Raw genomic sequence first — 22,025 nt, 5'->3', positions numbered from 1 at the left:
ACCTAGCCGGTTCGTGGATCACTCCGCGAAGTGCGACGAGTAGTCGCGAAAGATGATTCGCAGTCCGTCGCGCTCTGCGTCACGGTCCTGCAGAAAATCTCCTAGGAACTGGAACAGGGCCTGTACCGCCGTCCGGTTCTGTTCCTCGTCCAGACCTCGATGGCCGAAGGATCCCGAGGCTCCCGGTACTACGAGCTCTGTGATGAGACTCGACCACACAAAGCTGCTCTGCCGCCCCAGCTTGAGGAGTAGCCACTCCCGGAAGCCCAGCAGCGCGCTGCCCCGGGTCCCCGCGTCATAGCCAGAGACGTAAGTCACGTAGTTGCCGTAGGAGCCGTCCAGGCCGTACATGCCGGGCCGTGTACTGATCAGCTCCAGGTGTTCCCTGAAGCTGAACTCACCAGCGCGACGATCACCGAACGCGGCCATCGGTAAGCGGTCAGTCATCCGTGGGAGCCGGAGCGAGCCCCGTCGGGCACGAGGCGCCCCAGTTGGTCTCGAACGGGGTGCTTAGCTTGACCCCCGTCCCATCCAGGCCGCAGTACCCGCCCGGGTTTCTGCTGCCCGAAAGGTACTGCTGGTGGTACGGCTCAGCCCGGTAGAGGCTGCCAGACGCCTCCTGCTGCGCCCCATGGCTACCAGCAGTATGAGCGCCCGCGGGCAACCACTTCGAGGGCCGCTGCTTCCTCACGCCCATCCCGCCTCAGAGACGATCCACGGCGCCCGTACAGGACTCGGCAGCAGCGTCCGGGAAGGAACCGACGGCGCCGGCGGACGAGAACGCGGAAGGCTCACTGCAGCCACCTCCTCCTCGCCCACCTCAGTGCGTGTGACCGCTCGCAGCCGCGGACGGACCCGCGTTCTTGACCGTAAGAGGCAGCAGCTTCTTGCCGGTCGGGCCGACCTGGATGTGGGTGTCCATCTGCGGCCATTCACCAACGGGCCTACAAGCGCTACCGTGCTGGTCATGGGGAAACGAACGAGGACGCGCACGGCAACCGACCGCCGTAGCTACTCAGTTGAGGCTGAGTGGTCGAAGGCCGACTTAGCACTGTTAGAGGACCTCAAGAAGGCGGAAGCCCTCCTGCCCGACGATGCACCGCGCGCACTGCTGTCGGTCCGGCTTTCGGTACTCACCGACGACACGACCTCACCCGTCCGCCAGGAACTGGACCTCCGGATACTCGCCCGCGAGCGCGGTTGTCGGGTGGTCGGCGTCGCCAGCGACCTCAACGTGTCGGCGACGAAGGTCCCACCGTGGAAGCGCAAGGAACTGGGCGACTGGCTCAACAACCGGGCCCCGGAGTTCGACGAACTGCTCTTCTGGAAGCTCGACCGCTTCGTACGACGTCTTTCCGACCTCAGCACCATGATCGACTGGTGCCTGAAGTACGGGAAGAACCTCGTCTCTAAGAACGACTCCATCGACCTGACCACGACGGCCGGGAAGATCATGGTCACGATCGTTGGCGGTATCGCCGAGATCGAGGCAGCCAACACCAGCACCCGGGTGGCGAGCCTCTGGGAGTACACCAAGACCCAGAGCGAGTGGCTGGTAGGGAAGCCCGCGTACGGCTACGAGACCGCCGAGGACGAAAACGGCAAGGTCAAGCTGGTCATCAGCGCGACTGCGCATAGGGCACTGCACTGGAGCCGCCAGGTCGCGATGAGGGAGCGTCCCGCCTCTGCCCGCCGCATGGTCAAGGTCCTGGTCCGTGCCGGCCTGTGCGGAGCAGGTCTCACCGCGTCGACCCACCTACGGCGACTGCGTAACCCTGCGCTCCTGGGCTACCGGGTGGAAGAGGACAAGGACGGAGGCATCCGCCGGTCCAAGCTCGTCATGGGAGCCGAGGGGAAGCCCATCCGCGTGGCTGACGGCGTCTTCACGGAGGACGAGTTCTACAGCCTCCAAGAGGCCTTGAACGGACAGGGCAAGGATCAGCCGAGGCGCAACCCCGATGGTGCGACGAAGTTCCTCGGAGTCGTGATCTGCGCCGACTGCGGCACCAACATGACGGTCCAGAAGAATCGCAATAACGGGAAGCTCTACCAGTACCTGAGGTGCGGCAAGTGCAAGGCCGGCGGCCACGGCGCACCGAACCCCGAGGACATCTACGCCAAGCTCGTCGAGGACGTCTTGAGGGTGCTCGGCGACGAGCCCGTCATGACGCGGGAGTACCGGCAGGGCGCCGAGGCCCGCAAAGAACAGCAGCGCCTCGAACAGTCCATCAGTTACTACATGGCTGGCCTGGAGCCCGAAGGCCGCTTCACGAAGACGCGGTTCACGAAGGAGAGGGCGGAGAAGACGCTGGACGACCTGATCAAGCAGTTGGAGGCCATCGACCCCGAGTCGGTCAATGACCGGTGGGTGGCGGTGCACAACGGCAAGTCGTTCCGAAGTCGTTGGGAGGAGGGGGGCATGGAGGCCATGGCCGCCGATCTACTCCGGGTCGGCGTGAGGTGCAAGATCACGCGGACGAAGATGAAGGACGTACGGGCACCGCACATCCACATGAAGCTAATGATCCCCAAGGACGTGCGGAACCGCCTGATACTCAAGGAAGATGACTTCGCAGAAACCTTCTGACTCGCGCCTGGCATATTGGCGCCCTGAGCACCAGCCGCGTCAGATACTACCGTCAGCAGGCTCACCGCTTGAGGAATTATTGACCGAGCCACACAAGTCCGGGAAATTGTCGCAGAAATGCAGCACCCATTCTGCAAATACAACAACCTCGGACACTGCACTCTCGATGCCGTTAAGGATGTCGCCAAACCTGTTCTTTGGAGCCCAGAACTGACTTAGAACCACGACGGCAGTCCCTGGAGCGGCCGCGAAGGAGAACTGTTCATTCCTGTGCGCGGCTCCAAAAATCTGGGGATCGATTCCATAGGACTGAGTTGGCGACTCCCCGAGCTTTGTCCCATGCTCGTCGAAAAAGAGCAGCTTGACTCCTCCAGTGAAGCCAATCAACTTATTCGTGCAAGTGAGATGCACATTGCACGTGCCCTGCAGACTACTGATGTTCACCTCGGCATCGGAAACCATATAGTGACCGTTCCCCAGGTCAACAGTAGTCGGACCCACCGAAAGTGTCTGAGGAATTACAGCTTGAACCATCTGCGCGGACATAGTCATCTGATTCACCGGAGGAGGTTGGCCATCACCCGAGCGAAGCGCCAAGAGGTTCGCCAATGCTACAGTTTCCTGCGCTTTAGATTTCACCTGGAATCGGAGGACTACCCGCCTTGAATCCACTCCAGGGCATTGACCGGGACCAAGGTCCTGAACTTGCACTGAACCTACCGGAATGGGCACCCACTGCTTGCATGTCGCCGCCCCGCCTTCGGGAGAAAAGAGCAGTTCTCCCGCGGTTTCACCCTTACGGGCAAAACCACGTAGCGCCAAGCCACCGGCTAGCGGCCCCTCCGCGAGCGTCTTGACAAACTGATCGCCGCTAACCCAATTGCCCATATCAGCCACCCTTGACCGGAATACTGGATACCTATCCTGAAGTCGTCCTTTTCCTCTTTTATTGTTATCGGCCATCCGCGGGCTCGCCAGCCGAAGTGGGTACCTATAGCCCATCTGAGTTACGGCCATCACTGCCGCCTACGAGGTAGCAACGCGTCAAACGTATGCACTCACTCGGTCAGGATGCCTTCTCTCAAGCGGTTTGCTGCGCATCAGCGCAGCGGAGTGCTCTATCTGGCGAACCAAGACGCGGGGTCGAACGCCTCTTCGGTACCGTCATCGTGAATGATCACGATCTCGCTTTCGATCACCAGGCTCGCGGTCCTGTCCTCGGTAGTCCTGGGCAGCGGCGAGCGGCGAGGCTGTCTCAGCTCACGTGTGGTCGGAGCGGTTATCAGTAACACTCCCCCTCATGCCTCGCCTCCAGGCCAAGCCGTCGAGACTCTGCGAGGTCATCGGCAACTCCCGCCGCGATGAGTACGGCGCCGGGGGTGTGGCCTGAGCCGACGTAGCGCCACTGCCGTTCTTTGACCGTGCCGGGGATGTCGGCATGACCCATGTGATCGGCGCGTTCAGCGCGCAGGAACGCGTAGGTCGTCGAATAAGCGCGGGACTTGGTGAGGATGTGACCCCGATAGCCGAGCGTGTGGGCCCAGGAGCGCAGGCGCAGATACTCGAACTCTGGTAGTCCGCCGAGGCTCCAGCAGGTGTGCATGAGGGCGCGGACGTGGTCGCTGACACGTGCCGACTTGATGTCGTCCCTGGTGGCAACCGGGTGGTCGAGGCCAGCGCCTGTCTCGCTCGCGCCCTTGGTGACGTATTTGGCCACATACGCGGCCACGGCGTCATCGTGAGGTCCGTCGCCGTCCACACGCAGAGACCGGGCGTCGACCTGATTACCCCAGCGCAGTGCCAGTTCACCCACGGCCGCGCTGTAAGGCGTGTGGACAAGGACCCGCCGGGCGGAGGCGTGTACCGCGTCGATGAGCAGTTGCGCCGTGGCCCAGGCCGGGGGTTCGTCGTCGGCCCCGGACGGCCCGTCGAGGCGTACAACGGCATGGACGTGGACGGCCGCGCGTTTCTGGTATTCGGCGACGCGGGCGAAGGACAGCCGGGCGTGGTGGGCGAAGCGGGACTGTACAAGGCCGACCGATGAGGCCAGGCGCCGCCGGACATCGATGACGAAGCGGTCCCACAGCTTGGACGCGTGCGCGTGCCACAGCACGTGGGCGGTGTAGTCGTAGCAGTCGGGGCACAGAGGTTGGCCGAGGGCGGGGGCGTCGGGGACGTGGACGGCGGCGCAGCCGAGGGGCCGCCCGTGTTCACAGGTTCCGCCGTGGCGGCGGGGACGGCATGCTTCCCCGGACCGGTGGACGGGGCCGAAGGATGGCGCGGTCAGGGTGACGAAGAGTCGGGGCCGATGGCGGACCGTCGCGGGGATGTTCTTGCCGCCAAGGAGGCCGGCGCGGACGAGGTGGTAGGTATCTCCGGCGTGGAGTCGGGAGCAGGCGGGACAGATGGTCGCCCGGCGGTTGCGGCAGCGGACGAGGAGACGTTCACCCGGTTCGGTGCGGGTGTCGTAGTGGTGGAGGATCTCGCCGGTCGTGTCGTTCAGGGTGGTGGTGGAGCCGGAGAGGTGGACGGGGTGGGCGCATCCGCCGGTTGCGGTGACCTGCTCCAGCCAGCGGGGGAAATGCGGATCCTGGACGAGGCGGATGGCGTCGCGGTCGGTTTCGGGGAGCTGACGCAGGCGCGCCGCGCGGTCGAGGGCAACGCGCCTGTCAGCCCGGGTGAACTTCGGGGGAATGGTGGTGACCTTCCAAGGTGAGCCGCCGAGGCGGCCGGTTGGGTGGGTTGTGGTGCGCCGACGTCCATGGGGTGGTCCCTTCGGTGGTCCAGTGGGTGGGGTGGTGAGTCAGCGGATGGTGCCGGTGCCCCGGCAGATGCGGCAGCGCCGCAGCCGTCCGGTCCAGGTCTTCCGTGCTCCGTCGCCCTTGCAGTGGGGGCACCTCACGCGAGGCATGGGCATGGTGGTGGTTCCTTTCTGCTCAGTTGTGGGAGAAGCCGCTGATGAACCAGGTCACGAGTTCGTGCACGGTCAGGCCCACGGGGGTCTGGCCGACGTACAGGCCGAAGAGGCCGACGCAGACGGCTTCCCAGGGGCGGACGTCGCGGGAGCGGACGAGGAGGACGGTGATGATCCCGAAGATCACCGCGAACCCGTAGGCCGTACCTTCGCCGATCACTTGCTCTCTCCTTCCACCACCGCGAGAGCGCGGACGAGGGCGGGCAGTTGAGGGGTCAGCGCGCTGTACTTCCGGGCCGTCGACACGGCCTCTTCGGTCGGGGTGAGGTGGGAGCGGGCGCGGCTCCAGCCGCCGTCCGGGCCCGTACACACGGCCACCCCGCGTTCCTGAGCGGTGATGGACTGGGCGACGGCCACGGCGTCCTTGTTGAGGTCGCCCAGGGTCATCTCTGCGGTGCCGGGGTCGTTGACCCGGTGGCAGATACGTCCGCCGAGCTGGGCGCGCAAGGCGGTGACGCCGGGGCCCAGGTCGGAGCCGACGCGTTGCCCGGCGACGACCAGGTGCAGGCCGAGGGCGGCCCCGAGCTGGGCCAGGCGCAGCAGGAGGGTGGAGCACTGCTCCGCCTCGGTCTTGCTCTCGCGGGTGCCGTCCGACAGGTACAGTTCCGCGATCTCGTCGACGATCACGACGACCGGCACCGGCCGGAGTTTCTCGGGGAGCTCCCAGATCGAGCGGACGCCGGCCGAACGGCAGGCACTCATGCGTTCCCGCATGTCGGCCGCCAGCGCGAAGAGCACGGAGACTGCTTCCTTCCGGCAGGTGGCCAGCGCGCTCAGCCGTTCAGCGAACAGGCCCAGTTCCATGCCGCCCTTGCAGTCGATCCCGATTAGAGCAACCCGCTGCGGGGCCAGCTCCGTGATCAGCCGGGCCAGCAGAGTGGACTTGCCGGACCGGGTAGCCCCGGCGATCAGCCAGTGCGGCACGAGCCGCAGGTTCATCACCCAGGCGCCACCAGATTCCAGGACACCGATGAGGGCCGACAGCAGCTCAGCCGGAGCCGTGGCTAAGCCGGGCCGCTCCAGCGGATCCGTGGCCGTCGCCGTCAGCAGGACGAACCCGCGTTCCGGAGAGGTGACCCGGACCGCATGCACCTTCCACGCATGCACCAGTGCATCCGCCGCCTTCATGTACGTCGCGGGGGTCTGCCCGGCATGCAGGCGCACAGTCACGGTCAGGCCCATGCGGGTCGCACGGGGAAAGGAGGCGCGCGGGATGAGCGGCCGGAGCGGATCGCCCTTGACGACCAGGTCGCCGAGGATCCCGCGGGGCGGGCGCCGGGACACGGCCAAGTCGTTGAGCATCGCGAGCTTGCGCCAGGTCGCCACCACTCGGAAGGCGGTGGTCGGGTAGCCGACGAGGTACCAGTGCCAGACCGGACGATGCCGGCGCACCAGGTCACCGATGACCAGCATCCAGGCCAGCACGGCGAGAGCGAACGCGATCAGGACGGGTCCCATCAGGCGTTACCGCCCTTGGTCTGTGCGGGGGTTCCGTGCACGGGGGTGATGGCGTCGGCGCGGAAGCTGAGGCCGTGCCGGTCGCCCATCGCCCATGCGAACGCGGTCAGCCCGGTGACACGGACGATCTGGCCTTCCTCGATGCCCTTGGGCTGGCCGCTCACGGCGATCTCGATTACGGAGATCCGCCGCCCGTCCTGCCGCACGGTGACCGCGACGGTCCAGACCGGGTTGCCGTCCCGGTCCCTCTTCACCTCCTGTGTCTCGGTGTTGGTGATCTTCGCTTCGGGCGCGATGGCGCACCGCAGTACGCCCAGTCGCGTCGTGTCCACGGGAATGGACTGCATTGCTTCGGTCTCCTTGGCCAGTCGATGACGCCAGACTCGCCCTGACGTCACTTGTCCTTACGAGTGATGACTATGAAGTTCTGTACGGCGAATGCGCAAGTACTTATGCTGACGAGTGATGTCGCGCGTGCGACGTGCCTACGACGACACCCCGGAGAGCCGATGTCGGAGATCCAACGCCCCGGAGCCCTCTACCAGCAGGTGGCCGCCGCGATCCGCGAAGCGATCCTGTCGGGCGAGTTCGCCCCCGACACCCTGCTGCCGTCCGAAGCCCAGCTCATGACCCGCTACGGCGTCTCCCGCCCCACCGTCCGCAACGCCATCGCGGCCCTGCGGGCGGAAGGACTGATCGACGTCCGGCACGGCAAAGGCAGCTTCGTACGCTCCAGCGGACACCCCACCCTCACCCTGGAACGGCGCATCAGCCGCACCAGTGAGGGCAAGTTCGTGATGCCCAACGGCGACACCTGGCAGGAAGCCGAGGAACCGAACACCTACCGCACCCTCACCACGAAGACCACCGGCCGACTTCTCCAACTCGGTGAAGAGGAAGCCCTGTTCGGCTGTGACCGGCTGCTCATCGACCCGGCCACCGGCACGCGTGCAATGCACCGCACGCTGATCCCGTTCGAGGTCGCCGAAGCCGTCCCCCTGCTGGGCGAAGAACCCTGCAAGCCGCCGGCGGCCATCTACTGGGTGCTCACCCAAGTCGGCGGACATGCTCTGTCGTGGACCGAGACGGTACGCGCGCACATGCCGCTGCCCGACGAGCGCACCGCACTCCAGCTCCCGGACGCGACCCCGGTCCTGCACGTCGCACGCGTCGCCCACGATGCCGACGACCGCCCCCTGGTCCTCGAAGAGCTGCGCTTCGGCGCGGACCGTGCCGAACTGGCCTACCGGATCACCGCCGACAAACAGCCCACGCGACGCGCCCGCCCCTGAGCGGAGATCCCCATCGGTCGAAACAGCCTTCACTTCCTCAAGGGCGCGCCTGCGGCGCGCCGGGGCGCCCGGCCGCCCCGGCCGGGCGTGCGGCGCGACCGCCGATCCCGTCCGGTCGCCCGACGCCCCCACCCACAGCACGCCCAGGGAGTCGAGGCGTCGACCGGCCGATGTGGGCCGGTGCCCGCGGGGCTGGGGGTCGCCGGCTGCCAAGACTTTAGGCAGCTCCCATGGGGCGAGCCTCGAAGAACAGGGGGCCGATCGGGCTCTTGCGGGCAGGTCCAAGGACTGCCCGATCCGCTGGCGAGCGTAAGGCCCCCTGTTCACTCGCCCCATGGCAGCTACCGCCCAAAGTCTCGGCCGCCGGCGACGTGCCCACGCACACCACTCACCAGCGAAAACGCCGCTCACGCTGCACCACCATCGCCATCCGCACGCGCCTCCAGGAGCGCGGCGAGCCGCTCCACCGCCCCAGGCCAGCCCACGAAGCGCACGACCCCGCGCCCGTCGTCGTACGTCGAGCCGACCGCCCTTAACTCCGACAGCTCGAAGCCCGCACCCAGAAACGCGCGGTTGAGCCGGTCGGCACTCTCCCTCGCATCCCGCCAACCAGCGAGGTAATCGACCCCAGACACCCAGAGCCCGAAGTCCGTGCCCATCGCGTCGAGCCCGTCACCGATCCACTCATCATTAGCGCCAGTCACCGCGTCACTCCCGCTCTGGTAACAGATCGTCAACTCTCTTTGGCCCAGGGCGGATACGCAGCACAGCGACCCCGGTACCATCAGGCACCGGGGATCGCTGTGTCCCCTCCCGGACCACCCCGGTTGCTGCCAGGCGCGGGGGTGGTCCGGTCTCGGTATGAGGTTGTGAGGCGTGGCCCCTGGGGCCGGGTGGGGATCCCGGCGGACAGTCCCGAGGAGCCACGCCCCGATCACCGGAGGATCTACCTCCGGCCCCTGACTGCCGCTCCCTCAGCACGAGTCGGGCGCAGGAGCGGCAGCCTGGAGATCATCAGGACGGAACGAGTCCGACTCCGTCGTCAAGATCGAAGCGGCACCAGACCGTCTTGCCTCCGCCTTGTTTCGGTGTCCACCACACCGCCGCCGCCATCCGCTGGGCGAGCATCAGCCCACGACCGCTGTCGGCCAGGACCGCCTCTGAGAACTCCGTCACCAACTCCGGCGAGTAGAAGTCACCCATGGGCAGCAGCGGGGGCGTCGAGTCCTCATCCGCAACCCCGATGAACAGCCACTTCGGGTAGAGCTTGAAGGTCACGTCGATGCGCCGAGCGCCGCCGGCATGGGCCCGGCAGCGGTCCGGCACCACGTGGTTGACGACGTTGCCGACCAGTTCCGAGACGACCAGCTGCGCGTCATACATGACGTCGTCCGGAACCGCGTCGCGGAGGAAGACGGACGTCGTGTCACGCGCGATGCGAGCCGTGCTGCTGCACTCGGCGAAGAGCGTCAGCGTCAGGAAGTGCCCGGAGGACGGATCCGGCGCCACGAACCAGTGGGCGTACGCGTCTAACTCGCTGGCCAGGTCTTCCAGCCGCCGTTCTCTCCTCGCACCCATGACACCGATCACCGGCCCTGATCACCTTTGCCGAGGCTCTCCCGGCAGGGTGACCCGAGGGTATACCCGATGTCACAGCCGTCGCTCCCCCCACTTGGGGACCCCCCTCTTGGGGACCCCCGAGCCAATCGGGCACTCTCGGGGACCACTTGGGCCCCTCCACTTGAGAAAGCCCCTGGGTAGACTCGCCAGCAGGACACGGCGCGAAGATCAACCAGAAGAGACATTTGGTCAATCACGATGGGGAAGTGAGATGACCGCAGCCGCACCGACACCAGCCGCTCTGCCGCCTCACGTTCTGGAACGCGCAGACGTGCGATCGGCGATCGCCAACCACGACTTCGGCGAGGTCTTCAGACTCGCCAAGATCCACGGAAATGTCAGCTACGCCAAGATCTCCGAGGCCGTCGGTTACAAGCGCGAGCACATCGGCAAGATGGCCCGGCCCGAGACCGACGGCATGGGTGTCCGCCCGCGTATCACGCAGTTCCACAAGATCCTGGAAGTGGTGGACGGTCTACGCATCCCCGGCCATCTCGCAGGACTCGCCCCACGCCCATGGGAGCTGGAGCAGTCGGCGAAGACCACCCAGTCGGAGGACCCGAGCACCCTGATCGCACAGGGCGGTGCGGGCATATGGGACATCGCCGAGATGCTGCGCCGCACCGAGATGTCCAGCATCAACAGCGCCGCCCTGGAGTCGATCGAAGAGGGCATCAACCAACTCGCCCGTGCATACCCGTACGCCAACGCCGACTACCTCCACGAGCGCACCCGAAACGGACTGCACTACGTCACCAAGCAGCTCGAAGGCCGAGTGACCCTGCGCCAGCACCGGGAACTACTCGTCGACGCCGGATGGCTGTTCCTGCTCAACGCTTGCGTCCAGTACGACCGAGGCCAACGTGAGGCCGCCAACCTCAGCAAGGCCGCAGCACTGCGGATCGGTGAAGAAGCCGGACACGGCGAGATCAAGGCATGGGCGTGGGAGATCGAGGCCTGGTTCGCCCTCACCCAGAGCCGCTGGCAAGACATGCTCAACGCCGTCGAGGCCGGGCACATGGCCGACCAGACCCACTCCGTCGGCGTCCAGCTCTACGCCCACAAGGCCCGCGCCGCCGCCCGCATGGGAGACGCCCGCCTGGTCCGCGACTCCCTCGACGCCGGCCGCGCCCGCCTGGACCGACTCCCCAGGCCCGACCACCCCGAACACCACTTCATCATCGACCCCGACAAGTGGGACTTCTACGAGATGGACGCCTACCGCCTCCTCGGAGACGACGAACGCGCCGCCGCCCACGCCCGCTCAGTGATCCGCATCAGCACCGGTCCCGACGGAACCGAGATCTCCCCCATGCGCGCCGCAGAAGCCCGCCTCACCCTCGGAGTCGCCGCCGCCCGCATGGGCGAGATCGAAGAAGCCATCGGCATGGGCACCACAGCGCTCGAAGCCGACCGCAAGTCCCTCCCGTCCCTGCTTTTAGTCGCCGACGAGCTGGACAAGGAACTCAGGGCCCGGTACCCCCGCGAAGCCGCCACCCGCGACTTCCACGAGCAGATCATGACCATCAAGCGAGGAACTGCACACACAGAGCTCCCGTTCTGAAGTCGACAACCATGACACCGGTTTCGGTATCTGTTGACTGACCGAGCGCATAATTCTGTGCCCCTACGCATGCAGCAAGGGCACAAAAGACGCACTTTCAAAATCTCCAGCGGAATACGTTGCTAATTCAACCAGAATTGACCTTGCGACTGTTGGCTACCTGACCCAATGTACATAAGATGGTGCATAGCGAAGGTCATGGTTCCTGCGCCTGCGACTTATTAACCTCCAGGCATCAGGGGGCGCCACGCCGGCACCTCATAATTGACCCAATACGAGGAGACTGTTGCTTCCAGTCCCCGAGAGTTGGTATGTGCCATGGATGCACTAGTCAAGACAATAGGCTGGTTTCTCGAAAAAATAATACAACTGATCATTCTCTATATCTGGCTCGCGATCTGGATAGTATCAGTTGTCGTCAAGCTTTCGATGCTTGCTTGCACGCGAGGAAAAGCAGATGTAAGGGTGATTGGCTGGAATCACAGCAAGGCCGCAAAAAGCCTACTCAACGAGGGCGAAACAGCCCAATACGTGGGCCCTGGCGGTTGGTATCACCATTACATGCAGAACTACATGAGCACAGTGGCGTACATATACTTGACGCCATGGCGGGTTCTCGTAGTCAGTAAGAACCGAGGTTGCCACGAGTTCCCGTACGCCAGTCTATATTTGCAACCAGACGCGAACGGCGGACATCTTGGGCTAGCTAATCCAGCCGATGAAGTGCATCTGGGGTTCGTTTCCGCCGAATCAATCCAGGCGGTAAAAAACGCCCGACAGAGAGCCATCTCCGCTTGACAGAAAAATTCTAGCTTCTCCCGGCTCAAAAAGGCTTCACTTGACAAAGATCGACGGGTAATTGCTTCCCAGGAATGAAATTGGGCCCGGCCGGCCGATCAATTTCTCGGCTACAAACGCATCGACGACGGAATAGGCCGGACCAGCAAACATTCCCACCACTGGAATAAAGCCGAGGCCATTTCCTGTAACAAAGCGAATAACTTGACCAGTCTTCGTGTGAGTTAGCTTGGCAATACGCTCTTGCAAGCTCTTAAAGTGTTCAGAGATTTCCTGGTCAGTCTCGGAATCGATTTCACGAAGCCAACTGCGTAGATCGCGACATTCTTGCGTGTCCCGCAATTTCAGTACTTGCTCGACGTCAATCTTTTGCTCGGGGGCCAGGGAGTCAAGTCCTGGTAGCCCACTAATTGCAACAATGCGTTCGAAGCGACGTTCCTGAGATTCAGGATCCAACTGTTCTGCGAGGAACTGGAGTCTACTTGCAAAGATCGGAACCTCCGCTTCCCGAAAGCCGCCAAGCGAGTCAAACTGCTTCATAATTTCGAGGCGTTGTTCCAGCGATGCCACCCCAAGAAGGCTTCGCTCAATAACTTTATGAACGTCAGCATCCGTAAGGCCCGTGAGCTCTTCCAGATTATTCACAACACGGAAGTCGCCATCATTTTCCAAGTCTTCCGTATAGAGTGTCACCCGTTTCGGGAGGCTCAATCCGTGGCTAGAATTTAGCTCGTAATCTACTGCAGCCCTTAGAGCATAATCCTGTCGATTAACGATAAAATCAAAGCTGTCTTTCGCGACTTGAGCTACACCCTCAGGGTAGCTGCACAGCTTTTCAACGACCCTTTTCTTGATCTTAATCTGTCGCCTCAGGTTTGTTCCTGGGATTTGATGAACCACCTGAAGTGCATTGTGAATATATTGCTCTCGCTCGCCGATCGAAATAGAGGCGATTCTATATGAATTATTCGGAAGAGGTCCACCTCTGGCTTCGGTTACGCGAAGTTCGGTGTTTTGCCCAACACTCCCAACCGTAAGGGCATCGCAGATAATTGATAGCGCACTGGAGTCTAGGAGTGCCTCAAGCCCATCCACTCCGAAGGAGCGGACAAGTGCAGGAATCTCCTGCAAATGATTTGATTCGATCGTGCAGTGTTCGAAGAGCAGAAGGCGGCGCACCAGAGCACCGACGTCTACAGCGACCCCGTCTCCTCCGGCGCTTTCTTTCCTCGTGATGGGGCCGATGTGGCGTTCTCTGATGTCCATTCAGGCATTATTGCCTATGCCTAGCCCTTAGGGGATCGATTCAGCACAAGCCGGCACCATCAGATCCGAGGCTCAGCCATGAACCGTCCAACAGCAATCCGTCTCGCTCCCGTGGATCACGGAAGCGAGACCCCCTACGAACCTAGCGGCCCAGCTGTCCGCCTCAGAACCGCTGCTGGATGAGACCAACAGCATCAGGCGTCACGTAGATGATCAGCATCGTGGGGCAGAGATGCACAGCCCAGCGGAATACTCGGGCGCCATTGCCTACGGTCTCGTACCAGGTACGGCCGTGCTCGCGGCTGAAGATCACGGACAGCAGGGCAACAATCACCGCGAACTGAATCGCGATGATCACCGCTTCAACCTCAGACACTAAAACCCCTCCTCGCGAAATGGGCGAAAAGGGGCATCCCGGGCACGCCAAGGAAGGCACCTTCCGCCTTCCTCGTCTCACCTTCCTCGGTGTTCGGCAAGTAACTGCCTAAACACCATGCGTAACGGTAGAGCCCAGGCCGCCAGCGCGCAACTCGATCATCACCGCCCCCCGCAGCGCACCGACCTCTGGAGTGGACACGCGAGAGACTCCCACCATCCAGTGCGCTAGGCCCACAGCTCTTGTGGTGCTTCTAGCAAAGCGTTGACTCCAGCGGTTCAGGCGCCACAACTCAACATGGGGCCAGGACCGGCGGGCACGCCTGCAAGAACTGGACCGTGGACCCCACCCATAGTCTGCGACTTGCAGGCTCGACATCACTGGGCCCTGCCTTGATGAGGAGAGGGCCTTGGCTGTACGCGCTCCATCCTTGACCGCGATCCGCCTTCCACGGGTCGCCCCCGCCGGGACAGGACACGCCGGTGCCGCCCAACCCGCAGTACCCGCCGGGGTTTTTGCTGCCCGAGAGGTACTGCTGGTGGTGACGCTCAGCCCGGCAGATACTGCTCGGCGCCTCCTACTATGGCCCGTTGCCACCCGCAGTGCGGGCAGCCACAGACGGCCACTTCGGGGGCCGCCGCTTCCCTCACGCCCATTCCACCTCGGAGACGATCTGCGAGGCCCGTGAAGGACCTGGCAGCGGTGTCCGGGAGGGAACCGACGGCGCCGCCGGGCGAGAACCTGGAAGGCTCACCGCAGCCAACGCCGCAGCCACCTCCTCCTCGCTCACTCCCGCCAGCGCCTCAACCACCCGATCGAGTGCCTCGCCCACCTCAGTGCGCGTGACCACTCGAAGCCGGCGACGGACCTGCGTTCTTGACCGTAAGAGGCAGCAGCTTCTTACCGGTCGGGCCGATTTGTATGGCCGTATCCATCTGCGGGCACACCCCGCAGTCGAAGCAAGGTGTCCAGCGGCAGTCCTCGACCTCTGTCTCGTCGAGGGCGTCCTGCCAGTCCTCCCAGAGCCAGTCCTTGTCCAGGCCCGAGTCGAGGTGGTCCCAGGGGAGGACCTCCTCGTAGGTGCGCTCGCGGGTGGTGTACCAGTCGACGTCCACGCCGAAGGGGGCCAGGGCCTTGTCGGCGCAGGCCATCCAGCGGTCGTAGGAGAAGTGCTCGCGCCAGCCGTCGAAGCGGCCGCCGTCCTCGTAGACGGCGCGGATGACGGCGCCGATGCGGCGGTCGCCCCGGGAGAGCAGGCCTTCGACGATGCCCGGCTTGCCGTCGTGGTAGCGGAAGCCGATCGAGCGGCCGTACTTCTTGTCGCCGCGGATCTTGTCCCTCAGCTTCTCCAGGCGCGCGTCCGTCTCCTCCGCCGACAGCTGCGGGGCCCACTGGAAGGGGGTGTGGGGCTTGGGGACGAAGCCGCCGATGGAGACCGTGCAGCGGATGTCGTTGGAGCGGGAGACCTCGCGGCCCTTGGCGATGACCTTCGTCGCCATGTCGGCGATCTGGAGGACGTCGTCGTCGGTCTCGGTGGGCAGGCCGCACATGAAGTACAGCTTCACCTGGCGCCAGCCGTTGCCGTAGGCCGTCGAGACGGTACGGATGAGGTCGTCCTCCGAGACCATCTTGTTGATGACCTTGCGGATGCGTTCCGAGCCGCCTTCGGGGGCGAAGGTCAGGCCGGAGCGGCGGCCGTTGCGCGTCAGTTCGTTCGCCAGGTCGATGTTGAAGGCGTCGACGCGGGTGGAGGGGAGGGAGAGGCCGATCTTGTCCTCGGTGTAGCGGTCGGCCAGGCCCTTGGCGATGTCGCCGATCTCCGAGTGGTCCGCGGAGGAGAGGGAGAGGAGGCCGACCTCCTCGAAGCCCGTGGCCTTCAGGCCCTTGTCGACCATCTCGCCGATGCCGGTGATCGAGCGCTCGCGCACCGGGCGGGTGATCATGCCGGCCTGGCAGAAGCGGCAGCCGCGCGTGCAGCCGCGGAAGATCTCGACGGACATGCGCTCGTGGACCGTCTCGGCCAGGGGGACCAGCGGCTGCTTGGGGTACGGCCACTCGTCCAGGTCCATGACCGTGTGCTTGGAGACGCGCCACGGGACACCCGACTTGTTGGGGACCACGCGGGCGATACGGCCGTCGGGGAGGTACTCGACGTCGTAGAACGCGGGGATGTAGACGGAGCCGGTCTTCGCCAGGCGGAAGAGGACCTCCTCGCGGCCGCCGGGGCGGCCCTCCGCCTTCCACTCGCGGATGATCTTCGTCATGTCGAGGACGGCCTGCTCGCCGTCGCCGATGATCGCCGCGTCGATGAAGTCCGCGATCGGTTCGGGGTTGAAGGCCGCGTGGCCGCCCGCCAGGACGATCGGGTCGTCGAGCGTGCGGTCCCTGGACTCCAGGGGGATGCCGGCCAGGTCCAGGGCCGTGAGCATGTTCGTGTAGCCCAGCTCCGTGGAGAAGGACAGGCCGAACACGTCGAAGGACTGCACGGGGCGGTGGCTGTCGACGGTGAACTGGGGGACGCCGTGCTCGCGCATGAGCGCCTCCAGGTCCGGCCACACGCTGTACGTGCGCTCGGCGAGGACGCCCTCCTGCTCGTTGAGGACCTCGTAGAGGATCATGACGCCCTGGTTGGGCAGGCCGACCTCGTAGGCGTCCGGGTACATGAGCGCCCAGCGGACGTCGCAGGTCTCCCACGGCTTGACCGTGGAGTTGAGCTCTCCGCCGACGTACTGGATCGGCTTCTGCACATGCGGGAGCAGAGCTTCGAGCTGCGGGAACACAGACTCGGCGACCTGAGAGGCGGCTTCGGCAGGCATCTCGCGGACCTTTGTGAGGTGGCTGGGGGGGTGCCCTCCGGCCGGAGACCGGGAAGGGTGACCATCTAGCCTAACCCGGTCGGCGGACTCCCCCGTACGTCCGGATCACACCGGCGCCCCGGCCTTGATCCTCTGCCAGGCCTCCGGTGCCCCGGCCTCCACCGCCGCCGCCCGCTGTTCCTCGTGGCCGTACAGCAGCCCGTACGTGAAGGTGCTCTCCCCTGCCGCGTGGGCCACCGCGGACAGCTCGCGCAGGGTCTCGCGGGCCATCACGCTGTCCTGGTGCTCGCCGAGCATGGTCTGGAGCGACTTCATGGACTTGAGCATGGTCTTCGCCGGCCTGCCCAGCGCGGGGCCGGCCGCCTCGGCCGCGTAGCGGGTGCGCTTGGCCTTCTTGCGGGCCTCGTGCAGGCCGAGGTCGCGGTCGTGGCCGGGGGGCTGTGCCATGGCCGTCTCGATCAGGTCGGTCACCTTGGCGAAGTCCCTCCGCACGGCCTTGGCGAGGACCTCCCCGGGGTCGCCGGCGGCCGCCTTCAGCAGGGGCGGGTCGGCGGCCAGGGCGTCCAGGGTGTCGAGGAGCGCCAGGTAGCGAGCCGAGTCGAGAACGCCGAGGAGGCGGCTGCGGGAGCCGCGTTCGCTCGCCTCGGCCCAGTGGTGCAGGCGGGCGTGGACGGGACCGTCGACGAGGGCGGGGGGTACGTCGGCGAGGCCTGCCATCAGGCGTTCGGCCAGGACCTCCTGGTCGCGGCCCACGCCCAGTTCACCGGCCAGCCATTTCAGCTCGTCGGCGATCGGGTCGGTGGCCCGGCGGTCCAGGACCTTGCCGAAGGTGCGGAAGGTGCTGCGCAGCCGGCGGGTGGCGATCCGCATGTCGTGCACGCCCTCCTCGGTGTCCAGGCGGACGGCCGGGTCGAGCTCGACGATCGCGTCGCGCTGGGCGCGGACGTAGGCCATGACGTGGTCGCCGGCCGTGTGCGGTGCACCGGGGCCCGTCTTCGGCGGGCGCGGTTTGCCGCCCTTGGTCTCGGCCAGGGCGCGGGCCAGTTTCGACGCGGACTTCGAGGGGTGTACGCCCGCCTTGCCCAGCCGTTTCTCGACCTTGTCGAGGAAGGCGGGGTCGCCGTCGTCGGCGAGTTCCACCTCGATCTCGGTCCACTGTGCCTTGCCCTCGCCGCCGAAGAGCCGGTCGGCCCGGACGCGGTCCACGCTCACCTCGGCGAGCAGGGTGCCGTCGGCGTCGACGAGGTGCCGGATGTCGCGGGTGGTGCGCAGGCGGATCACCGGGACCAGCCGGCCCTCGCGGACCCGGGAGCGGGCCAGGCCGGCGAGTTCGCCGGGGAGTGTGTCGGAGAGGGGGGCGTGGATCTCGTCCCGGACGCCGGGGGCGACGGGGAGTTTGAGGTGCCAGCCGGCGTCGCTGCCTCCGCTGCGGCGGCGCAGGGTGACTCTGGCCGAGGCCAGCCGCAGGTCGGAGGTGTCGTGGTAGGTCGCGTCGAGTTCGGCGGTGCCCTTGTCCACGACGTTCGCCACCCCGGCGACGCCGGTCAGGTCGGGCAGGCCGCTGTCATCGGATTCGTACTTGCGCTCGATTTCACGCTTCGCATCCGCCATGAACAGAATCTAATGGCCCGAGCGCCGCAGGGGCCAGCGGGCGAAGCGGGTAAATCGAAGGGAAAAACAAAACAAGCCACAGGTGAACACATAGAGAACGATGTGTGCACCTGTGCGCTTTCACCCCGGTTCCGCCCTGGTTGCGCCCTGGGCTACGCCGACATCGGGCGCTGCACTCTGATCGACTGCAGCAGTCCCACCGCCACCCACACCGCGAACATCGACGAACCGCCGTACGACACGAACGGCAGCGGAAGGCCCGTGACCGGCATGATGCCGAGGGTCATCCCGATGTTCTCGAACGCCTGGAACGCGAACCACGCCACGATCCCCGCCGCGACGATCGTGCCGTACAGCTCGGTCGTCTCGCGGGCGATACGGCAGGCGCGCCACAGGACGACGCCGAGGAGCACGATGATCAGGCCCGCGCCGACGAAGCCCAGCTCCTCCCCCGCGACCGTGAAGACGAAGTCGGTCTGCTGCTCGGGGACGAACTGGCCGGTGGTCTGCGAGCCGTGGAAGAGGCCCGCGCCGGTCAGGCCGCCGGAGCCGATCGCGATACGGGCCTGGTTGGTGTTGTAGCCGACGCCGGAGGGGTCGAGGCTGGGGTTGGCGAAGGCGGCGAAGCGGGCGATCTGGTACTCGTCCAGGATGTGCAGCTGCCAGATGGCGATGCAGCCGGTCACGCCGGCGGCGAGCAGGCCGAAGACCCAGCGGTTGGAGGCACCGGAGGCGAGCAGCACGCCGAGAATGATGGTCACCATGACCAGGACCGTGCCGAGGTCGGGCATGAGCAGCACGATCAGGATCGGGACCGAGGCCAGGCCCAGGGACTGCAGGACGGTGCGGTGGTCCGGGTACTTCTTGTCACCGGCGTCCACCCGCGCCGCCAGTATCATCGCCATGCCCAGGATGATCGTGATCTTCACGAACTCGGCGGGCTGCAGTGAGAAGCCGCCGCCGAAGACGATCCAGTTGCGGCTGCCGTTGATGGTGGCGCCCAGCGGGGTGAGCACCGCGAGGATGCCGAGGACCGAGAGGCCGTAGAGGATCGGCACGGCGTTGCGCAGCTGGCGGTGGCCGATCCAGATGGTGCCGATCATCAGGGCGAGCCCGATGCCGGTGTTCATCAGGTGCCGGATCAGGAAGTAGTACTGGTCGCCCTGGTTGATCTCGGTGCGGTTGCGGGTCGCCGAGAAGACCAGCAGCGAGCCGAGCAGCGACAGGGCGAGGGCGGCCAGCAGCATCGGCCAGTCCAGCCGGCGGGTCAGCGAGTCCCGGGCGAAGACCCGGGTCCAGCCGGCCCGTGCCGGGCCGTATCCGGAGACGGAGAAGCTGTTGACGCCGGTCATGTGAGCATCCTCCGGCTTCCCCTCTTGCGCGGTCGCCTGCGGGTGGTGCGGTTGCCCGTGGACGGGGAGGCCGTGGTGGCGGCCGGGGTCTGCCCGTTGTCGGTGCTCTTGTCGCCCTGCTGGGAGAAGACCTGGAAGTCCTTCGCCGGGTCCTTGGAGATCTTCGGGGAGGCGATGGTGCCGTCCGTGCGGACCTTCGGCAGGCCCTTCTGCGGGGTGTACAGCAGCGCCTTCGACTTGTCGATGGAGCCGTCCGCGCTGACGCCGTAGAGCGCGCTGTAGATGTTGCGGACCGCCTCGCCGGAGGCACCGGAACCGGTACCGGCCTGGGCGATGGTCATGATGACCGTGTAGTCCTTGGTGTAGGTGGCCAGCCACGACGTGGTCTGCTTGCCGTAGACCTCGGCGGTACCGGTCTTGCCGTGCAGGGCGATCTTGTCCTGCGGCCAGCCGCCGAACTTCCAGGCCGCCGTACCGCGGGTGATGACGCCCGCGAAGGCGTCGTCCATGCCCTTGAGGGTGGCCTGGCTGACCGGGAGCTTGCGCACCGCCTTGGGCTTGATCTCCTGGACGGACTTGCCGTCGGCGCTGACGATCGCCTTGCCGATGGTCGGCTGGTACTCGGTGCCGCCGTTGGCGACGGCGCTGTAGATCATCGCCTCCTGGATCGGCGTGACGAGGGTGTCGCCCTGGCCGATGGAGTAGTTGATCTCGTCGCCCTCGCGCATCTTGTTGCCTTCGAGGCAGTTCTCGTACTCGATCTTCTCGACGTAGGTGCCGTCCTTCTTCCCGGACTTGCACCAGGCGTCCTTGTTGGCCTTCCAGTAGTCGAGCTTCCACTGGCGGTCGGGGACGCGGCCGGTGACCTCGTTGGGCAGGTCGACGCCGGTCTCCTTGCCGAGGCCGAACTGGTGGGCGGTCTTGAAGAACCAGTCCTTGGGCTCGCCCTTCTTCGGGTTGATGCCGCCGTCCTTCTTCCACTGGGCGTCGGCGAGGCCGTAGAAGACGGTGTCGCAGGAGACCTCCAGAGCGCGGCCCAGCGAGATGGGACCGAAGTTCTCGCCCTCGAAGTTCTTGAAGACCTGGCTGCCCACCGAGTAGGAGCTGGTGCAGGGGTAGCCGCCGTTCCAGGCGTAGCCGGCCTGGACCGCGGCGGCGGTGGAGACCACCTTGAACGTCGAACCGGGGGCCGCCTGACCCTGTATGGCCCTGTTGAGCAGCGGGTAGTCGGAGTTCTTGCCGGTGAGGGCCTGGTAGTCCTTGGCGGAGATGCCGCCGACCCACACGTTCGGGTCGTAGGTCGGGGCGGAGGCCATGGCGACGATCCGGCCGGTCTTGGCCTCCATCACGACGACGGCGCCCGAGTCGGCCTTGTAGTTCTCCTGGGTGATCTTGTCGTACTGCTGGCGGGCGGCCTTCATGGCCTTGTCCAGCTCGTTCTCGGCGACCCGCTGCACGCGCGAGTCGATGCTGGTGACCAGGTTCGAACCGGGCTCGGCGGCGTCGGACTTGGCCTTGCCGATGACCCGGCCGAGGTTGTCGACCTCGTAGCGGGTGACGCCGGCCTTGCCGCGCAGCTCCTTGTCGTACTCGCGCTCCAGGCCCGAACGGCCGACCATGTCGGAGCGCAGGTAGGGCGAGGAGGTGTCCTTGGCCTGCTCGATCTCGTTGTCGGTGACCGGGGAGAGGTAGCCGAGGACCTGCGCGGTGTTGGACTTGCCGGGGGCCGGGTAGCGGCGCACGGCCTCGGGCTCGGCGGTGATGCCGGGGAAGTCCTCGGAGCGCTCGCGGATCTGCAGGGCCTGCTTGGCGGTGGCCTCGTCGGTGATCGGGATCGGCTGGTACGGCGAGCCGTTCCAGCAGGGCTGGGGGGTCTTGGCGTCGCAGAGGCGGACCTTCTGCATGACCTCCTCGGGCTTCATCCCGAGGACGCCGGCGAGCTTGGTCAGGACCGCCTTGCCGTCGTCCTTCTGCTTGAGCAGGTCGGTGCGGGAGGCGGAGACGACCAGGCGGGTCTCGTTGTCCGCGATGGGGACTCCGCGGGCGTCCAGGATCGAGCCGCGCACGGCGGGCGCGACGACCTGCTGGACGTGGTTGCCGGAGGCCTCCTTCTGGTACTCGGCGCCCTCGCGGATCTGCAGGTACCACAGGCGGCCGCCGAGGGTGCCCAGCAGGGAGAGGACCAGGATCTGGATCACGACGAGACGGATCTGGACCCGTGGGGTCCGACCGGTCTCGGGAATGTTGGTCACTGGGCTGCCTCCCCCTCTCCCTGCACAAAGGCGCGTGCGCGTACGAATGATGAACGATG

The 22,025-nt window shown here is 65.6% G+C and carries 18 protein-coding genes and 2 pseudogenes; 4 read left to right on the top strand and 16 right to left on the bottom strand.

The window, feature by feature from the left end:
- Positions 1-18: 18 nt before the first annotated feature.
- Complete coding sequence (locus SSP29_RS49095) at positions 19-429, bottom strand: hypothetical protein (protein ID WP_089107522.1); 411 nt, start codon at positions 427-429, stop codon at positions 19-21.
- Positions 430-439: 10 nt separating this feature from the next.
- Positions 440-601, bottom strand: a pseudogene (locus tag SSP29_RS60765) (peptide-methionine (S)-S-oxide reductase MsrA); the annotation flags it as partial.
- Between the two features lie 366 nt (positions 602-967).
- On the opposite strand from SSP29_RS60765, the gene SSP29_RS49085 reads away from it, so the two are divergent.
- Positions 968-2,587, top strand: coding sequence for a recombinase family protein (locus SSP29_RS49085; protein WP_089107521.1), 1,620 nt, complete (start codon positions 968-970; stop codon positions 2,585-2,587).
- Positions 2,588-2,626: 39 nt separating this feature from the next.
- On the opposite strand, the gene SSP29_RS52775 is transcribed toward SSP29_RS49085, so the two are convergent.
- The 5 genes from SSP29_RS52775 to SSP29_RS49065 form a co-directional block, all read right to left on the bottom strand.
- Complete coding sequence (locus tag SSP29_RS52775) at positions 2,627-3,550, bottom strand: hypothetical protein (protein ID WP_145969074.1); 924 nt, start codon at positions 3,548-3,550, stop codon at positions 2,627-2,629.
- A gap of 319 nt (positions 3,551-3,869) precedes the next feature.
- Positions 3,870-5,225, bottom strand: a complete 1,356-nt coding sequence (locus tag SSP29_RS58045; protein WP_089107520.1) for a replication initiator — start codon at positions 5,223-5,225, stop codon at positions 3,870-3,872.
- A gap of 298 nt (positions 5,226-5,523) precedes the next feature.
- Entirely contained in the window at positions 5,524-5,721 is a 198-nt protein-coding gene (locus SSP29_RS49075; RefSeq protein WP_089107519.1) for a hypothetical protein, read from the bottom strand.
- The gene (locus SSP29_RS49070; RefSeq protein ID WP_089107518.1) at positions 5,718-7,019 is read right to left on the bottom strand and encodes an FtsK/SpoIIIE domain-containing protein; all 1,302 of its coding nucleotides are present in this window, start codon (positions 7,017-7,019) and stop codon (positions 5,718-5,720) included. The genes SSP29_RS49075 and SSP29_RS49070 overlap by 4 nt, the downstream gene beginning before the upstream one ends.
- Positions 7,019-7,366 (bottom strand): SCO3933 family regulatory protein, encoded by a 348-nt coding sequence (locus SSP29_RS49065; protein WP_089107517.1) that lies wholly within the window; start codon positions 7,364-7,366, stop codon positions 7,019-7,021. Before SSP29_RS49065 ends, SSP29_RS49070 begins: the two co-directional genes overlap by 1 nt.
- A 162-nt stretch (positions 7,367-7,528) precedes the next feature.
- On the opposite strand from SSP29_RS49065, the gene SSP29_RS49060 reads away from it, so the two are divergent.
- On the top strand, positions 7,529-8,311 hold the full coding sequence (locus SSP29_RS49060) for a GntR family transcriptional regulator (RefSeq protein WP_089107516.1): 783 nt from the start codon (positions 7,529-7,531) through the stop codon (positions 8,309-8,311).
- Positions 8,312-8,718: 407 nt separating this feature from the next.
- On the opposite strand, the gene SSP29_RS49055 is transcribed toward SSP29_RS49060, so the two are convergent.
- Both SSP29_RS49055 and SSP29_RS49050 read right to left on the bottom strand, forming a co-directional pair.
- On the bottom strand, positions 8,719-8,970 hold the full coding sequence (locus SSP29_RS49055) for a hypothetical protein (protein WP_438363852.1): 252 nt from the start codon (positions 8,968-8,970) through the stop codon (positions 8,719-8,721).
- Positions 8,971-9,325: 355 nt separating this feature from the next.
- Positions 9,326-9,889, bottom strand: coding sequence for an ATP-binding protein (locus tag SSP29_RS49050; RefSeq protein ID WP_089107530.1), 564 nt, complete (start codon positions 9,887-9,889; stop codon positions 9,326-9,328).
- 313 nt (positions 9,890-10,202) lie between these two features.
- Between SSP29_RS49050 and SSP29_RS49045 the strand changes: the two genes are divergently transcribed.
- Positions 10,203-11,495 (top strand): NsdA family TPR-like regulatory protein, encoded by a 1,293-nt coding sequence (locus SSP29_RS49045; protein ID WP_150136436.1) that lies wholly within the window; start codon positions 10,203-10,205, stop codon positions 11,493-11,495.
- A 318-nt stretch (positions 11,496-11,813) separates the two neighbouring features.
- A complete protein-coding gene (locus SSP29_RS52770; protein ID WP_145969073.1) occupies positions 11,814-12,293 on the top strand; it encodes a hypothetical protein in 480 nt (159 codons plus the stop codon).
- A 36-nt stretch (positions 12,294-12,329) separates the two neighbouring features.
- On the opposite strand, the gene SSP29_RS52765 is transcribed toward SSP29_RS52770, so the two are convergent.
- The 7 genes and pseudogenes from SSP29_RS52765 to mrdA all read right to left on the bottom strand — a co-directional run bounded on the left by SSP29_RS52765 (position 12,330) and on the right by mrdA (position 21,966).
- Positions 12,330-13,559 carry a hypothetical protein gene (locus SSP29_RS52765; protein ID WP_145969072.1) on the bottom strand — a complete coding sequence of 410 codons (1,230 nt, stop codon included), beginning with the start codon at positions 13,557-13,559 and terminating at the stop codon, positions 12,330-12,332.
- A gap of 163 nt (positions 13,560-13,722) precedes the next feature.
- On the bottom strand, positions 13,723-13,935 hold the full coding sequence (locus tag SSP29_RS49040; RefSeq protein WP_089107514.1) for a hypothetical protein: 213 nt from the start codon (positions 13,933-13,935) through the stop codon (positions 13,723-13,725).
- A gap of 451 nt (positions 13,936-14,386) precedes the next feature.
- A pseudogene (locus SSP29_RS59470) lies at positions 14,387-14,488 on the bottom strand (peptide-methionine (S)-S-oxide reductase MsrA); the annotation flags it as partial.
- A 280-nt stretch (positions 14,489-14,768) separates the two neighbouring features.
- Positions 14,769-16,751, bottom strand: a complete 1,983-nt coding sequence (locus tag SSP29_RS49030) for a TIGR03960 family B12-binding radical SAM protein (RefSeq protein WP_089107512.1) — start codon at positions 16,749-16,751, stop codon at positions 14,769-14,771.
- Between the two features lie 105 nt (positions 16,752-16,856).
- Complete coding sequence (locus SSP29_RS49025) at positions 16,857-18,362, bottom strand: CYTH and CHAD domain-containing protein (RefSeq protein WP_089107511.1); 1,506 nt, start codon at positions 18,360-18,362, stop codon at positions 16,857-16,859.
- Between the two features lie 152 nt (positions 18,363-18,514).
- On the bottom strand, positions 18,515-19,714 hold the full coding sequence (gene rodA, locus SSP29_RS49020; protein WP_089107510.1) for a rod shape-determining protein RodA: 1,200 nt from the start codon (positions 19,712-19,714) through the stop codon (positions 18,515-18,517).
- Positions 19,711-21,966, bottom strand: a complete 2,256-nt coding sequence (mrdA, locus tag SSP29_RS49015; protein WP_089107509.1) for a penicillin-binding protein 2 — start codon at positions 21,964-21,966, stop codon at positions 19,711-19,713. Before mrdA ends, rodA begins: the two co-directional genes overlap by 4 nt.
- Positions 21,967-22,025: the final 59 nt, after the last annotated feature.

This window comes from Streptomyces hyaluromycini (assembly GCF_002217755.1).
In the GTDB taxonomy this organism is placed as follows: Bacteria; Actinomycetota; Actinomycetes; order Streptomycetales; family Streptomycetaceae; genus Streptomyces; species Streptomyces hyaluromycini.
This window is presented reverse-complemented; position numbering and strand designations above follow the sequence as displayed.

Coding starts and splice junctions, on each gene's coding strand:
- SSP29_RS49095 (WP_089107522.1), bottom strand. CDS start 429: ATGGCCGCGTTCGGTGATCGTCGCGCTGGTGAGTTCAGCTTCAGGGAA.
- SSP29_RS49085 (WP_089107521.1), top strand. CDS start 968: ATGGGGAAACGAACGAGGACGCGCACGGCAACCGACCGCCGTAGCTAC.
- SSP29_RS52775 (WP_145969074.1), bottom strand. CDS start 3,550: ATGGCCGATAACAATAAAAGAGGAAAAGGACGACTTCAGGATAGGTAT.
- SSP29_RS49070 (WP_089107518.1), bottom strand. CDS start 7,019: ATGGGACCCGTCCTGATCGCGTTCGCTCTCGCCGTGCTGGCCTGGATG.
- SSP29_RS49065 (WP_089107517.1), bottom strand. CDS start 7,366: ATGCAGTCCATTCCCGTGGACACGACGCGACTGGGCGTACTGCGGTGC.
- SSP29_RS49060 (WP_089107516.1), top strand. CDS start 7,529: ATGTCGGAGATCCAACGCCCCGGAGCCCTCTACCAGCAGGTGGCCGCC.
- SSP29_RS49055 (WP_438363852.1), bottom strand. CDS start 8,970: ATGGGCACGGACTTCGGGCTCTGGGTGTCTGGGGTCGATTACCTCGCT.
- SSP29_RS49050 (WP_089107530.1), bottom strand. CDS start 9,889: ATGGGTGCGAGGAGAGAACGGCGGCTGGAAGACCTGGCCAGCGAGTTA.
- SSP29_RS52770 (WP_145969073.1), top strand. CDS start 11,814: ATGGATGCACTAGTCAAGACAATAGGCTGGTTTCTCGAAAAAATAATA.
- SSP29_RS52765 (WP_145969072.1), bottom strand. CDS start 13,559: ATGGACATCAGAGAACGCCACATCGGCCCCATCACGAGGAAAGAAAGC.
- SSP29_RS49030 (WP_089107512.1), bottom strand. CDS start 16,751: ATGCCTGCCGAAGCCGCCTCTCAGGTCGCCGAGTCTGTGTTCCCGCAG.
- SSP29_RS49025 (WP_089107511.1), bottom strand. CDS start 18,362: ATGGCGGATGCGAAGCGTGAAATCGAGCGCAAGTACGAATCCGATGAC.
- rodA (WP_089107510.1), bottom strand. CDS start 19,714: ATGACCGGCGTCAACAGCTTCTCCGTCTCCGGATACGGCCCGGCACGG.